Origin of the sequence: Gracilibacillus orientalis, from assembly GCF_900114645.1 — a bacterium.
GTDB classification, from domain to species: domain Bacteria; phylum Bacillota; class Bacilli; order Bacillales; family Amphibacillaceae; genus Gracilibacillus; species Gracilibacillus orientalis.
This window is the reverse complement of the sequence record NZ_FOTR01000005.1, coordinates 149,018-164,089: the sequence shown is the minus strand read 5'-3', so window position 1 is coordinate 164,089 and position 15,072 is coordinate 149,018. Positions and strand designations below refer to the sequence as shown.

Annotated in this window: 13 protein-coding genes; all 13 read right to left on the bottom strand. The window is 36.5% G+C overall.

Features of this window, described 5'->3' with window-relative positions:
- Window positions 1–2 precede the first annotated feature (2 nt).
- The 13 genes from BM121_RS11245 to BM121_RS11185 all read right to left on the bottom strand — a co-directional run bounded on the left by BM121_RS11245 (window position 3) and on the right by BM121_RS11185 (window position 14,946).
- Window positions 3–1,817, bottom strand: a complete 1,815-nt coding sequence (locus BM121_RS11245; protein WP_091483733.1) for a cache domain-containing sensor histidine kinase — start codon at window positions 1,815–1,817, stop codon at window positions 3–5.
- 18 nt (window positions 1,818–1,835) lie between these two features.
- Window positions 1,836–2,834: a substrate-binding domain-containing protein gene (locus BM121_RS11240; RefSeq protein ID WP_091483732.1), complete on the bottom strand. Its 999-nt coding sequence runs from the start codon at window positions 2,832–2,834 to the stop codon at window positions 1,836–1,838.
- A 242-nt stretch (window positions 2,835–3,076) separates the two neighbouring features.
- On the bottom strand, window positions 3,077–3,904 hold the full coding sequence (locus BM121_RS11235; protein WP_175495407.1) for a putative RNA methyltransferase: 828 nt from the start codon (window positions 3,902–3,904) through the stop codon (window positions 3,077–3,079).
- Window positions 3,861–5,165 (bottom strand): MFS transporter, encoded by a 1,305-nt coding sequence (locus tag BM121_RS11230; RefSeq protein ID WP_091483833.1) that lies wholly within the window; start codon window positions 5,163–5,165, stop codon window positions 3,861–3,863. The genes BM121_RS11235 and BM121_RS11230 overlap by 44 nt, the downstream gene beginning before the upstream one ends.
- A gap of 2 nt (window positions 5,166–5,167) precedes the next feature.
- Window positions 5,168–5,392 (bottom strand): hypothetical protein, encoded by a 225-nt coding sequence (locus BM121_RS11225; protein ID WP_139220265.1) that lies wholly within the window; start codon window positions 5,390–5,392, stop codon window positions 5,168–5,170.
- 242 nt (window positions 5,393–5,634) lie between these two features.
- Window positions 5,635–6,441 (bottom strand): phosphonate ABC transporter, permease protein PhnE, encoded by an 807-nt coding sequence (gene phnE / locus BM121_RS11220; protein ID WP_091483729.1) that lies wholly within the window; start codon window positions 6,439–6,441, stop codon window positions 5,635–5,637.
- A 15-nt stretch (window positions 6,442–6,456) separates the two neighbouring features.
- On the bottom strand, window positions 6,457–7,272 hold the full coding sequence (gene phnE, locus BM121_RS11215; protein WP_091483728.1) for a phosphonate ABC transporter, permease protein PhnE: 816 nt from the start codon (window positions 7,270–7,272) through the stop codon (window positions 6,457–6,459).
- On the bottom strand, window positions 7,265–8,047 hold the full coding sequence (gene phnC, locus BM121_RS11210) for a phosphonate ABC transporter ATP-binding protein (RefSeq protein WP_091483727.1): 783 nt from the start codon (window positions 8,045–8,047) through the stop codon (window positions 7,265–7,267). Before phnC ends, phnE (BM121_RS11215) begins: the two co-directional genes overlap by 8 nt.
- 88 nt (window positions 8,048–8,135) lie before the next feature.
- Complete coding sequence (locus BM121_RS11205; RefSeq protein ID WP_245780787.1) at window positions 8,136–9,230, bottom strand: phosphate/phosphite/phosphonate ABC transporter substrate-binding protein; 1,095 nt, start codon at window positions 9,228–9,230, stop codon at window positions 8,136–8,138.
- A gap of 158 nt (window positions 9,231–9,388) precedes the next feature.
- Window positions 9,389–11,032, bottom strand: coding sequence for a motility-associated ABC transporter substrate-binding family protein (locus BM121_RS11200; RefSeq protein ID WP_091483726.1), 1,644 nt, complete (start codon window positions 11,030–11,032; stop codon window positions 9,389–9,391).
- A gap of 378 nt (window positions 11,033–11,410) precedes the next feature.
- Entirely contained in the window at window positions 11,411–12,397 is a 987-nt protein-coding gene (locus BM121_RS11195) for a ring-cleaving dioxygenase (RefSeq protein WP_091483725.1), read from the bottom strand.
- A 242-nt stretch (window positions 12,398–12,639) separates the two neighbouring features.
- Window positions 12,640–13,470, bottom strand: a complete 831-nt coding sequence (gene nadE, locus BM121_RS11190; protein ID WP_091483724.1) for an ammonia-dependent NAD(+) synthetase — start codon at window positions 13,468–13,470, stop codon at window positions 12,640–12,642.
- Between the two features lie 18 nt (window positions 13,471–13,488).
- Entirely contained in the window at window positions 13,489–14,946 is a 1,458-nt protein-coding gene (locus BM121_RS11185) for a nicotinate phosphoribosyltransferase (RefSeq protein WP_091483723.1), read from the bottom strand.
- Window positions 14,947–15,072: the final 126 nt, after the last annotated feature.

Below are 15,072 nucleotides of genomic sequence, written 5' to 3'. Positions count from 1 at the left end.
CATCACTGCTCCCTTTCCTCATCACTTTCATTCATACTTGGTAATAAGATCGTAACCGTTGTTCCAACATCTTCTTGACTATCAATGGTCAGACCATAATTCAAGCCATGTGTTAATTGAATTCTTGCCTGAACATTCAGCATGCCGTAACCTTTTTTATTCCTAGTTTCCTCCGGATTTTCAGTTCGAACTATGGATTCAGCCAAAACTTCTCTCATGTCGCTCAATTGTTGTTGAGACATTCCTTTTCCGTCGTCACTGACCTGAATAAGTAGATTTTGATCCAACGGTTTGGCTTCAATAACTATATATCCTGCTCCACGTCGCTCCTTAATTCCGTGATAGATTGCATTTTCGATAATTGGTTGCAGTATAAATTTTAATATTGCTTGATGATTAATAGACTCATCCACTTTAATTTCATAATTGAGCTTTTCACGGTATCTTGTCTTTTGTATTTTTAAATAGCTTTCTATATGATCGATTTCCTCAGATAATGAAATGACATCACGCCCCTTACTCAATCCAATACGAAATAGCTTTGCCAGCGATTCTACTACCTCTGCCACATCATCTGCCTTTTGTTTTCTTGCCATCCATTGAATCGTGTCCAATGTATTATACAGAAAATGTGGATTAATATTCGCTTGTAAACTACGAAACTCTGCATCTCTTTTTTGTCTCTCCTGTCTTTCTGTCAGGTGCATTAAATCATTAAGCTTCGTTAACATCGTATTAAAACTTCTACCTAATAATCCAATCTCATCAAACCGTTTTTCCTTGTATCTCACCTTAAAATCCCCGTCTTCTGCCTTCTTCATAAAAGATACTAATTGCACAATTGGTTTCGAGATTGAATGAGATAGAAAGTAAGATACCGGAATACCAAAGAACATAATGATAAAAATAAACATCACTAAGTAAAAATTAATTTCACGCAAACCAAAGATAGTTTCCTCTGTAGGGAAAACACCAACCGTAACCCAATTGGCAAAAGGAGATCGTTGATAAATAAATTGAATTTTTTCTCCTTTGATCATTTTAGAGAAATCACCTGATTGTTGTTCACTAATCCATGAAAAGGGTATGTGACTTACAATCGGTTGGTTAGGCTGATAGATATTTTGACCGTTATCATCAACCACCATTAAATATCCACTTTTTCCTAATGTCACATCTTTTACCGCTTCGGCGATGACTCTTAGTTTCAAGTCTATTAATACAACACCGTGAACTTGCTTAGTAAAAGGATCTATCACTGCTCTTACAACAGTTACTACATCATCGTTCGTATAATCTACTATAGAATTCAACCTTCTTCCATCAGGCCGTCCAATAATGGTGAAAATACCATTATTTTCAACAGCCTCTTGATACCAGGACGCTTTGGTTAAATCCATGATAGATGGAGCATATAATTCATTACTTACATAATCACCTGTATCGTTCACTACCATTATTCCTGCCACCTCTGGTGATACAGTTGTAAAATTACGTAAATACCGTTGTATGTCATATTTATTATCGGATAAAGTAGTAGGATCACTTTGATTTCCACCTAGAAATTGCTTAACACTCTCATTATTCGCAATCATATAGGTATTGCTTTGTAGATTACTGATATAGAATTCAAACGATTCATTCACTTTATCAATAAGTTGCAGGGTATTTTCATTGACTTGTTCTTCCATCACACGCTCAACCGTCCAACTGATTAACAATGCTAAACAGAAAATCGGCAAAATGCTAATCAATAAAAAGTGTGAAATTAATTTATAGCGAATTGGCATATTATTAATTTGTGTCCAGCGCTTCACAAAGCATCCATCCATTCTTTAATCAACAGGGTAGTACTCACTAACATTGTCTTTTGTGACAACTGTAATCCCTGTATCAACATACCGTGGCAGATCCGTTTCTCCTTCTAAATCACCTGCTAAATTATGCTGAAGATGAAAGAGGAACTGTAATGACCAATATCCCATTTCCCAGGTTCCCTGTGCTAGTGTTGCTGAAATAACCCCTTCATCAATCATATCAAGTGTTCCTTTATCTGTATCAAAGCTAATAATATGTAGGTCACCCTTTTTCTGTTGGTCTAATACTGCTTTACCTACGCCAACGCCACCATTAGCCTCTGATGCAAAAATACCTTTCATATCCGGATTTTCTCTCATTAAATCTTCAGAAACTTCCTTGGAAATCATCTGATCCCCTCGACCATCTTTTACATCTACCACTGTCATATCAGGGTACTCAGTCTCAATGGTTTCTCGAAAGCCTTGTGTCCGTTCTTGATGGTTTAGTTGATTCGGATGTGTCACTACCCCCACTTCACCAGATTCATTTAATAATTCCGCCATTTTATGTGCGGCTGTAACACCTGCATAGTGATTATTCGTCCCTAAAAAAGCATATGCTTTACTATCAGGTGCATCAGCATCAAACATCACAACCGGAATTCCGGATTCTACCGCTTTATTAATGACAGGGTTTAATGCTTCAGGATCCATAGTCGAAATCGCAATTCCTGAAGGATTTTTTGCAATAACTTGTTCTAAGACGGTAATTTCTTCATTCACATCATATTGTGTTGCTCCTCGATATGCTACAGATATATTCAGAGCCTCGGCTGCATCCTCGAAGCCTTTTAGTGGCCTCTTCCAATAATCAATACCGGTCTGAAATGTTACCATTACATATGTTTCATCAATCGTACCTCTCAACTCATGTTCAGACCATTCGTTATTCGTCGTTTCACTCGTTTGGTATTGATATACATATAAAACAAACAATCCAATTAAGACTATATAAACAAACAATAACTTTTTCATTTTGTAACCCCTTTCAATATAAAGCAGAGGACATATCCATCTTGGTTAAGAAAATAACATACATGATCTTTTTCCCTATATCGATTTTACTAAAATTGTAAAGGAATTAAATCTATTCTTCAATAACAATTTTATACAAAGGATAGTGCAAGGGGGCATTTGCTTTTAGGTGTAAGAGCTAGTCAGCCTAACCAAGATGTATAATTTTACCCATTAAGAAAGTTACACTGATTTGTGTAACTTTATTTTTGAGCTATGATAATATCAAGGTCAATTGTAATCCTCTCTATTGGTTGTTCCATTTCCTTTCTCCAAGTTAAGGGGGTCATAAACCATAGATCTTTGAGGACATCCTCCGGTACTTTCCATTGATATTGGATTGTATGAATTTCTAGATTGTCAAAATGTTGCTTGAAATGCTCCAGCACTTCAGCGTTGGTATAGGACTGCTGTTTCTCTTCCATAACCTGTTCCCTGATCTCTTGTAAATAATTGCTCCTCGGTACTACTTTAATTAAGTGTCCATCTGTATGTAACAGTCTCTTAAATTCCTGATAATTTGCAGGAGATAAAATATTTAATAAGATATCAAATTTTTCAGACTGAAATGGACTTTGTGCTAAATCGGCAACTGTCCAGATCAGCCCTTGATGGTATTTAGCTGCTGTTAATATCCCATCCTTGGCAATATCCATACCAATTCCAGTCGAAGAACGGTTCAATTGTTGGGTGATTTTTTGGAGATGGGAACCTTCTCCACAGCCCAGATCTAAGATATTTGCAACAGGATAATCTAATTTATCGATTATTTCCGCAATTTTTTGATGTACGTCATCATACATGCCACTTTGAATAACCTGATATCTTGCTTCGAACAGTTGTTTATCATAGTCCTTTGGCGATGATTTTGTATAAAAGTTGATATAGCCCTTTTTCGCTAAATCAAATTGATGCTGTGAGGTGCAAATAACAGAAGTTTTTTCCACCCGTACCTCGCCATGACAGATAGGGCAACAAAAAAGAGAGTTATTTTGTGCTATCAGTTGTGCCGCTTGCTCCATTTTCTTCATAATCGCACTCCATTTTTCTTTTATCATATCTTGAGTAGTCATCGATTGCAAACTTATCTTGGTCATAGTAGGCTTTTTTTGATTTATCGAAAATGACTACATTAATGATAAACCCTAAGATCAAAAAAGCAAAAGAGCCTATTAAATAAATGGGACGAATCTCTAGCAATTCTGCAAATATTCCAACTGTTACTGTAACTATAATGATTAGCAAAGCCTCTACCATGCCTAGAATACTCGAAAACCTCCCCATGATATTGACTGGCACATTGTTTTGATAAAAAGTTAAAAAGCCTGTATTTGCAAATGATAAGGCAAATGTTAACGTAAAAAAACCTATAGATGCCCAAATGAAATTCTGTGAGAATGCAAAAATTACATACCCAAGCGGTGTAAAAATTGCACCAAAACCAATAAGCCAATTTATTTTCAGCCTGTTGGTAAATATAGCATTTGTTAGTGATCCTGTTATAATCCCTAACCCAGCAATACTAACAAGAAATCCATAAACACTTTCAGTTAAAGAAAGAACTTCTGTTGCAAATGCAGCTTCTAATGAATCTAACGACGTCATAAATATAGTAATTCCACTAAAAAGAACATAAACCAATGTAATATGCCTGTTTGATTTACTAAAAGTGAAAATCTTTCTCCAATCATCTCTAATTATTCTAATATTAACTTTTACCGACATCCCATTTCCCTCTCTAATTTCCAAATTAGGTAGGAAGAGGATAATTATGGCTGAAATAAATAAAGCTAGTGCATTTAATTGAATAGCTGAATATGGAGACCCAATAACAAAAAGAATTCCCGCTATTGAAGGTCCGAGTATAAAACCACTTGAATGGATGAAATTTCTCAATGCATTAAACCTTTGACGGTCCTTCTTGGGAATAAGTTTTGTCATATAGACCATAGATGCTGGTTCAAATATGGAATTTGCAATATTGACGATAAAAACTAATACATAAATTAAAATAAGTGAATCCATATATGGAAATAAAAATATTAATACTGCTCTAATTAGATCTAAGCATATCATTAAATGACGTTTGTTTAATCTATCAATAAAACTTCCCGACCAAACATTTGTACACAAAGTGGCAATCGGTATCAGGATATAAAGAATAGATACTGCAAATGGTGATCCAGTCATATCTAAAACAATCAAGTTGAGCGCAATTAAGTATATCCATGCTCCTAAATTCGATACACCAATACCCGACAGAAGTAATAATGGATATCTCCACCTAGCCATTTTCAATTTATAACAACTCCTAAATTTAAATTTTCAAGAAACACAAAAAGAGTCCCACCCCCATGTCTTTTGACTTGAGGGCGGGACTCCTTGAATTTAGAAGTTCGCTGTGCCACCTCAGTTAATTTTTGTGTCGCCACAAAAACCTTTTCAAGTACGCCTGCAAAATGTTTTGCAAGATATACTCTATCTCTATAACGGGAGGAAACCGGTACATTATCAATCATCCTAAAAACGATATCCCACATACAGCTCCAAGGGTTGTTTCAATGTGCTTCTACATCCTCCTTCTCAGCTAACGGAGTTCTCTGTTAGGCTTAAGCACATTTACTCTTCTCTTCATCGCTTTAAATATGAGATCATTTTACCATGATTCAATTATTTGTAAACAGTGGTTGAATGACACCACACAGAATTTTAAGCTAAATATACAAAAATCCCCTAATCTTTTTGTTTTTCACAAACTTTTTCATCCACGAACTAATTTATTCCGCATATGATTAGACCAAATTTCCACGATAAAAATTAATACTACAAGCCCTATTAATATTGAACCAACTTCGTTCCATCGGTAAGCATTCATTGCAAAGATTAACGGTGCACCAATACCGCCGGCACCAACAAGCCCAAGAATAGATGCCTCACGAAGATTCATATCAAATCGATAAATTCCAATTGATAAAAACATTGCCGTAAGCTGTGGTACAATACCAAACCTGATTTTCTCAAAAGTGGTACAACCAATCGATGTCATAGATTCAAAGATACTCGTATCCAAGTCTTCTATTGCATCGACAAAAAGCTTAGCAAGCATACCTATTGAAATTAACGCAACCGTCAATACACCAGTAAAGGGTCCTTGACCTGCTACCCGCACAAACATTAAACCATAAACCAATGAAGGGATTGTACGAATAAAAATTAACAATAACCTTGTTATAAATGCTACAGGCTTTGGAACCACATTTGATGCAGATAAAAAGGCAAGCGGAATGGCTAAGATTGCACCAAAAATTGTTCCTAAAAAAGCTATCGCTATCGTTTCCACTAATAAATACATGACACCTTGTGTGGTGAAATCCAACAAGAAGTCGAAATCCGGTGTGACAATCCCTGAAAGAATACTTTTAGCAATTGTCCAACCACTTTCCTCCATACTTCCAAAATCAATAACAAATAACGACCAAATCATTAAACCTAGTATAACAACGGAAATAATATAAATATAATTGTTGTTTCTTGGTTTTGCATATAACTGTTTTTCGATAGCATCCATCTTAATTCAAGCCTTTCATATCAACTTTTTCCTGAAATATTCACTTACTGTCTCGATCAAAAACACCGTAATAGCTAGCATGAGTAATATCATTCCAACACTTGTATAATCACGCCAGCCTAATCCCTCATCCAAGAGTAAACCGATTCCACCAGCGCCTACATAACCTAAAATTGCCGCATAACGTACATTTCCTTCAAAACAAAACAAGGAAGTAGATAAGTAGTTAGGTAATACTTGAGGGAAAATCGCATAACGAAATGCTTGAATTCTCGTAATTCCGATCGATTCCATTGCCTCAAAAGCGCCCATACTAGCATTCTCAATTTGCTCATACAATAACTTTCCTACATATGCTAGCGTAAATAGAAAAATAGCAATCGTACCAGCTAATGTCCCTAAACCAAAAATGAAAGTTGCAATTAAAGCAGAGACTAAAGTAGGCATCGTTCTTAATATACTTAAGAATAGTCGTGCAACCATTACGACTATCTTGCTTTTTATAATATTAGATGCTGCTAGGTAAGCAACAGGTACAGCAACAAGTGAACCTAATACAGAACCAAGGATCGACATCATAATGGTGTCCAATAAAGGCTGCCATAAATGTGGAAGGTATTCCCACTTAGGAGGAATCATTTCATTTATAATAACGAAAAATTCATGACCACTTGTCGCTAATACCATAAACTCAAAGTTAGTAAACCTTATCGATAAATAGACTGCGACGAGAACCAAAACCAAAATCAAAGGTGTGCGTGATCTTTTTTCCGAAACAGTCTTACCATTTGGTAATACAATTTGTTTTGGTGGGAAAATTTTATCAAACATAGGCACCTTCCTCATGAAGTTCTTGTTTCACTTCATCGACATTACCTTTGTAAATATAGTCTAATACTTCATCTGTTGCCTCATTAGCAGGACCATCGTAGACAACTTGCCCTCCCCTTACACCGATAATTCGATCCGCATACTCCAGTGCCACTTCTACATGGTGAATATTTAAGAGCACGGTCATGTCCATCTCTTGATTGATTCGCCTGAAATCATCCATTACTTGTTTAGATGTAACCGGATCTAATGATGCAATTGGTTCATCAGCAAGAAGAATATCGGGATTTTGTGCTAATGTTCTTGCTAATGCCACACGTTGCTGCTGTCCCCCTGATAACTGGTCAACACGATTATATGCCTTTTCTAAAATCCCAACCTGATCTAAGGCAGTCAATGCTTTTAATTTATGGTCTTTACTAAAGATTCCTGTTATTTTTCGCCAAAACGGTAGCTCTGGTACAAAAGAAACTAATACATTTTTGATTACAGTAGTACGTGTGATTAAATTAAAGGATTGAAAGATCATACCAATCTTCTTTCGGAAATTTCGAATTTCTTTTCCTTTTAATCTCCCAACATTGGTGCCATCTACTATAAGAGAACCTTTCGTAATATCATGCATTCTATTAATACATCGAATAAGTGTAGACTTACCTGCACCAGATAAACCGATGACTGCCACAAATTCTCCGTTTTCAATCTTCAGATTAATATTTTCTAGTGCCTTCACTTTATTTGGATATACTTTATCAACATTCGTAAATTCAATCATTTCTATCGCCTTCCTTGTGAAAAAATGAGGACACCAAAGAATGATGTCCTCATTTCACCTTCAATATTATTTAAAAAAGGTAGAACATTTAATCTAATGACTGCACCATTTCTTGTGCTTCACGTTCTTTATCATAGTCTGCATCTGTTGCTTCTTGGTAGCCTTCATGATTGTAAATAGAAATTACTTCTTTTCCTTCTTCTGTATCCGCAATATTCATAAATGCTTGTTGAATAGCAGATTTTAAGTCATCATCCATTTTTTCAGAGTTTTTACTTACACTAATTGTGTCGTTGTAAATACCAGGAGTTACTCCAATAACATTTGTTTCATCCCAGATAGTTCCTTCTCTCTCAGACTCTGATTGCCATGCCTCTTCATTATCCCTTCTGGCATCAGCATATGTTACCATGACATCAATTTGTTCTGCAGCCATTCTCGCAAAAGCACTACCATATGAATCTACTTTTGCTTTATTTGGTAAGTCTGCAATCGTAAGATCAAAGTTATCTTTTAACCATAATGATGGATAGATATAACCCGCTGGAGATGATGATGACATCACTGCCCAGTTAGCACTTTCAACATCTTCTGCTGTTAATTCTTCTCCATTATTTACTTTCTCTGCTAATTCCTGTCCTTTTTCAGAAGGACCGGCAATCATTAATGCACGATAGTAAGTTACCTGTTCATCACTCGGTTCTGTCGGTTTATTTTCATTCCAGTCACTTGCTTCATCCGAGTCATTATTCAAGCCTGCACGAGTTGCTGTCAAAACAACTTCTGCACCATCATCATACAGTACATATGTACCGCCAGGAATAAAACCAATATCTGTTGTACCTGCAGAAAGTGTTTCACCTACTGCTTCATAATTGGTACCTACATCAATCTTCACTTCTCCTATGTCATAACCCAAATTCGCCATTTCTTCTTTCAATAAATCTTTCAAAGGTTCTGTAGCTGTTACAATTTCTTCTGGATCTCGTGAAGGTACAAAACCAATCGATAATTCATCGATAGATTGTGTTGCCTCTTCCTCTGTTTCTTCGCTCTCAGGCTCTGTATTATCCTCTGTTTCACTAGCTTCTGCTTCATTGGTTGTGTCCTCTTCTTCATTGTTACCACATGCTACCAAAAGAGAAATGCATGCTACCATTAATAAAATCCATATTTTTTTCAATATAATTGTCTCCTTTCTTTATATAGATATTTAGAACTACATACGATGTTACAGAAGAAGTATTAAGATGGTATGAATTTCTTGTAAAAAATAATATAATTTTGTTAAAAATGAATGATAGCTGCTAACCCAATAAAGGCTAGCGGCTATCCCATGTTTTACTCTTCCTCTATAATTGTAAAATCATCTATATTAATACGTTCTCCTGATGTTCCTCCTACAACAATTCGGAATCTTACCGTATTTGTTTCATTTACTGGAATCGTTTCTGACGACAGTGTACTTCCGCTAGTAAAAGAACCAGCAACAAATGTCCAAGTAGTTCCTCCATTTGTAGACTTTTCTAAACTCCAATTAGCTCCAATGTCACTGCCAAAGTTAGCATGCACTACCCTCACACTATCTGCTCCGTTCACATCGAAATTCATCGAAATGGTTCCATTAGAACGAATACGACTAGATTGTGAACCGTTTTTCTTATCTGAGGACAAAGCTCCTAATAATGCATTATCAAAATGCCATGAACCTGATGCTAATGTGACATTATCTGCTGCATAGGCTGCTTTACTACCGCTGTCAAAGTTTTCTGTAACGCCCTCTACCGGGTCACTTGGATCAGGCTCATTGCCATCTTCATATCCATATGAATCCTCTTTAAAAGTTGAACGATCCCACCATTTATAACCACTTGCCGGATCACTCCATGGCTCTTGTTCTGGCTCTGTTGAGTTTACAGGGTTTTCCATACTTAACAAAGAAGTTTCCTCGTCCAAATCAAGATCTTCAACTTGATCAAATGATGTATAATCTTCTTGGTCAGCTAACCAATTAATCAAATTAGTTAGTAAAATATGGTTATCTTGGTCGTAGAATCCATCATATGTCCTTTTCGTACCACCTGTTTCTTCCCTTTTATATTTTGGAGTAATATCTTCAACTGGTGAAGAATCACCTATAGCTGCTACTTTTCCTGAATTATATTTACCTATTGCTACATACGGTCCTTCTTCTATTCCGCCACCATTATATACACCTTGGTCCACAGCATGGGACCATTCATTATTTGTCTCTTCTATATATACGATTCCTTTTGCTTTATCCGGATCAGTAATAGCAATTGTTGATCCTGCATGCATTGTCATCGTATCTACATTATCAGTAATATTAAAAGACTGAGAAGGAGAAACGATAACATCTGAATTAACATTACCCAATGCATTGTAACGTATGCGCATACCAAAATGATCACTTAACCAATCCGAGTTAGATACATCTTGCATATAGAAAGAATCTGCTTCTTCTTGACTCATTCCTAAAGTCGGATCTGACCATGCACCACGTCTATATCCATTAAATGCCTCAGCAGAATCCCATCTGTTTTTGTTACGATCTGCATTATAATGGTCAGCAATGAAGAATATACTCCCGCCTTGATCCACATAATTTACCATAGCTTGCTGTTCTTGATCGGTGAAAGGAATATTTGCTTCTGGTATTACAAAAACATCGTAATCCGATAAATCACTTAAAGTAAATCTGCCTTCTTTTCGCAATTCCTCGACATAATATCCTTCTTCTGCAATTGCTTCAGCAAAATCAGAAAATGCTCCATCAATTACCCAATCTGCTGCACCTGCAGTCTGAGCATGTGTGTTATCAAACAAGACAGATAGACCATTTGTTGAACCATTTGGAGCTATTTCTGGAGCAGGATCTGATGGTCCTTCCGCATCAGCAGTTGGTACAAACACAGCAAATAGACACATAAACGCAATTAACAAGTATGACCATTTTCTATACATCGTTAGCCTCCTATTTTGTACTGTCACTCCACAAAACAAAATCTGTATCAACGATTACCTTCCATTGATATTAAATATAGCAAACCAATGTTATGTCAGTATTAGAATTCTGTTAAAATTTGGTTAATTTTTTATAAAACACGAATATTTACAAAATAGACATAGCAAAAACAAAGAAGGCGGGTAGGAAAAAAACTTGATCTGTAGTAGAAACAAAAAAGGACGACTATTCGAGGTGAAATAAACAAGTTCCACGCATTAAAAAGCATGCGAAACATATAATCGGGATTCGCATACTCATTTTCCAAGATAAGTACTAAAAAAAGAGCCCGGTTAAAACCGAACTCGGGATGACTTATTAATCCATGTTAGATATATTTAATCCTCATATTCTTTCTCAAACTGCTTCGAACTTCTCACAGTATCAATATGGCGAACCATTCCTTCTATTTCTTCTCGTTTATTTTCTAAAAATGGTGGTAAAGATAGTTTTTCGCCTAATGTTTCGTATGGTTCATCTCCCATAAATCCTGGACCGTCGGTAGCTAATTCAAATAAAATCTGTGGTGCTACTCTTGTATATAATGATTTAAAGAAAAAGCGATCGACATAGCCAGAAGTCTGTAAACCAAAGCTGCGATAATGCTCATCCCATTGGTGTAATGTTTCGAGATCATCAATTCGGAAAGCAGCATGGTGTACAGTGCCATAACCTTGGCGTGCCATAGGTAAAACAGCATTTTCTTCCACAATTACTTGAGCACCATTCCCACCTTCACCAACTTCAAATAAGTGATGTGAACCATCCTGATCAAGTTCGGTAAACAGCAACACTTTTTCCATTACTTGTTTGAAATATTTATAGTCCTGAATGCGTACAAAAATCGGACCTAATCCGGTGATCGCATATTCTAGTGGAATTGGACCATCCTGCCATGGGGTACCAGAAGCAACTCCTTCATTATTTTCATCTGAAATTAATTGATATTGCTGGTCATCAAAATCGACAAAATTTAACACTTTTTTACCGAATTGTTCAGCAATACCATCATGCTTTACCTCTAACTTATCAAATCGTTTCACCCAGTATACAAGAGCGGCATCTGATGGAACACGAAAGCCAGTACGATAAATCTCATTCGTACCATGAGAGCCTTTCGGGATACCAGGAAAGTCAAAGAAGGTCATATCTGTTCCTGGACTACCTTTATCATCTGCAAAGAACAGGTGATATGTTTGAATGTCGTCCTGATTAACAGTTTTCTTTACTAACCTCATACCTAGTACATAGGTAAAAAATTTATAATTCTCCTCCGCACTGCTGGTAATTGCCGTTACGTGATGCATACCTTTTAAGCCGTTCATATAATCATCTCCTATAATTGAAGTAATTTATTTCGAATTCGAGATAAATATAACAGAATCAAATAAAAAAATCAATTGAAAAACATGTCTAATCGCCCAGTCCCTGTGGCTATAAACTTAGTATTCCTTATACTCACTCCGTTCAAACTTTTTATTCATCATTCCACAAGGAAATCCACTAATCTGGACGTAGCTTCATATACCACTTAAAACATAAAAAAAAGATGATGACATTATTGTCATCATCTTTTCCACCAATCATCAAATACAGTAACAGGTTCTTCCCGCTTATGACGAGTTTTCATGAACCATTGTTCAATTGTTTCTGCATCTTTATCTGACACCTGTTTTCCTTCTAAATAGTCATCAATTGCATCATACGTCACACCTAATGCTTCTTCATCTGGTAATTGGGGACGGTCACTTTCTAAATCTGCGGTAGGTGCTTTCTGATAAAGACGTTCCGGGCTACCGAGCATTTTAAGAATTGATTTACCCTGACGCTTGTTCAAGCGATATAACGGTAAAATATCTGCTGCTCCATCACCGTATTTCGTGAAGAAACCAGTAACCGCCTCTGCAGCATGATCGGTACCAACAACAACACCATTACATGCAGCAGCAATATCATATTGTACCTTCATACGTTCACGCGCTTTAGTATTTCCTTTCACAAATTCATTAATATCACCGATTTCCTTCTCTACCGCTGCTTCACTGGCATCAACTGCAGCCTTGATATTCACTCGGATAGTTCGGCTTGGCTTAATAAAATCAAGCGCAACCAGACAATCATCTTCATCTGCCTGCTCCCCGTATGGTAAACGGACTGCAATAAATTCATATTTTCCTTCACCATGTTCTTCATTCAACTCATTAATCGCTGTTTGACTGATATAACCTGCTAACGTTGAATCTTGTCCACCAGAGATCCCTAATACAACACTTTTCAAAAAAGAATGTGTCGTTAAATAGGCTTTAACAAAATCTACACTACGACGAAATTCTTCTTGTGGATCAATCTTAGGTTGCACCTTCAATGTCTCCATAATTTCCTTTTGTAATGAATGCATGCATTTATCCCCTTTCCATTATTCAACCTTCTGCTTTACTTTTGCTTTAATATCACGGATTAAATTCATTTTATTCTCCCAGCACGCTTCACTTAAGTCGACCGGATACTCTTCCGGTTTCATCGTTCGCTTATACTCTTCCCATAAAAGATTCAAATTGCTGATTGTATAATTCTGAATCTCTTCCAAAGGAGGACTTTGGTAATTAATTTTACCGTCTACCACCACATCTTCATGTAAGTTTACAGCTGTAAAATTAGTAACAAACTTACTAATATAGGTATGCACCGGGTGGAACATCTTCAAACGATCTTCTGCCTGAGGATCCTCATTCTCTAGTGCAATATAGTCCCCTTCTGAGTGACTATTTTCATTATTAATGATCCGATAAACCTTTTTGCTCCCAGGTGTTGTTACTTTTTCAGGATTAGCGGAAATCTTTATCGTATCAATCATGTCCCCGTCTTCCTCAATAGCTACTAATTTATACACACCACCTAATGCTGCTTGATCGAAGGCAGTAATAAGCTTTGTACCAATACCATAAATATCAATTTGTGCTCCCTGAGCCTGTAGGTTCAATATTGTATATTCGTCTAAATCATTGGAAGCAATAATTTGAGCATCAGGAAAACCTGCATCATCTAACATTTTTCTCGCTTTTTTCGATAAATAGGCCATATCACCACTATCTAAACGAATACCTTGAAAGTTTATTGTGTCTCCAAATTCCTTTGCAACACGGATGGCATTCGGGATACCAGATCGTAATGTATCATACGTATCAACGAGAAAAACACAATTTTTATGTGTGCTGGCATATTTTTTGAATGCGGTATAATCATCTCGATAAGCCTGGACCATCGCATGTGCATGAGTTCCGGCGATCGGTATTCCAAATAGTTTTCCAGCACGCACATTACTTGTGGCAGAGAAACCACCGATATATGCTGCCCTTGTTCCCCAAATCGCTGCATCCATCTCATGCGCACGTCTCGTTCCAAATTCCATCACGGTACTATCACCAACCACATGTTTAATTCGAGCAGCTTTGGTTGCTATTAATGTTTGGTAATTCACAATATTAAGCAATGGGGTTTCAATCAACTGTGCCTCTGCCAACGGTGCTTCAATACGCATCAAAGGTTCATGGGCAAAAACAACTTCCCCCTCTTTCATCGAACAAATCGTACCTGTAAACTTCATATTTCGTAAATAATCGAGAAAATCCTCTTCATATCCACCGATTTCTTTTAAGTAGGTTAAATCACTTTCAGTAAAACCAAAATTATCAATAAAATCTAATACACGATCTAATCCGGCAAAAACAGCATAGCCATTATCAAAAGGAAGTTTGCGAAAATATAATTCGAATACTGCTTTTTGGTTTGCTTTCCCATCACGCCAATAAGTTTCCGCCATATTGACTTGATACAGGTCAGTGTGTAGCATCAAGCTATCGTCCTCATACGTCATCGTTGTTCTCCTCCAAATTCTATTGCTCTTGATTCCAAAGTATGTTCAATTATTCACTCTTGTTTATAAAATTTAAAATCCTTTAATGGGCACCTTTTCTTCTATTCATAGTTTAATCCCTAAATA

Excerpts from the sequence above, each read along its gene's own strand:
- BM121_RS11240 (WP_091483732.1), bottom strand. The coding sequence starts at position 2,834 with ATGAAAAAGTTATTGTTTGTTTATATAGTCTTAATTGGATTGTTTGTT.
- BM121_RS11235 (WP_175495407.1), bottom strand. The coding sequence starts at position 3,904 with ATGAAGAAAATGGAGCAAGCGGCACAACTGATAGCACAAAATAACTCT.
- BM121_RS11230 (WP_091483833.1), bottom strand. The coding sequence starts at position 5,165 with ATGGCTAGGTGGAGATATCCATTATTACTTCTGTCGGGTATTGGTGTA.
- BM121_RS11225 (WP_139220265.1), bottom strand. The coding sequence starts at position 5,392 with ATGATTGATAATGTACCGGTTTCCTCCCGTTATAGAGATAGAGTATAT.
- phnE (WP_091483729.1), bottom strand. The coding sequence starts at position 6,441 with ATGGATGCTATCGAAAAACAGTTATATGCAAAACCAAGAAACAACAAT.
- phnE (WP_091483728.1), bottom strand. The coding sequence starts at position 7,272 with ATGTTTGATAAAATTTTCCCACCAAAACAAATTGTATTACCAAATGGT.
- phnC (WP_091483727.1), bottom strand. The coding sequence starts at position 8,047 with ATGATTGAATTTACGAATGTTGATAAAGTATATCCAAATAAAGTGAAG.
- BM121_RS11200 (WP_091483726.1), bottom strand. The coding sequence starts at position 11,032 with ATGTATAGAAAATGGTCATACTTGTTAATTGCGTTTATGTGTCTATTT.
- BM121_RS11195 (WP_091483725.1), bottom strand. The coding sequence starts at position 12,397 with ATGAACGGCTTAAAAGGTATGCATCACGTAACGGCAATTACCAGCAGT.
- nadE (WP_091483724.1), bottom strand. The coding sequence starts at position 13,470 with ATGCATTCATTACAAAAGGAAATTATGGAGACATTGAAGGTGCAACCT.
- BM121_RS11185 (WP_091483723.1), bottom strand. The coding sequence starts at position 14,946 with ATGACGTATGAGGACGATAGCTTGATGCTACACACTGACCTGTATCAA.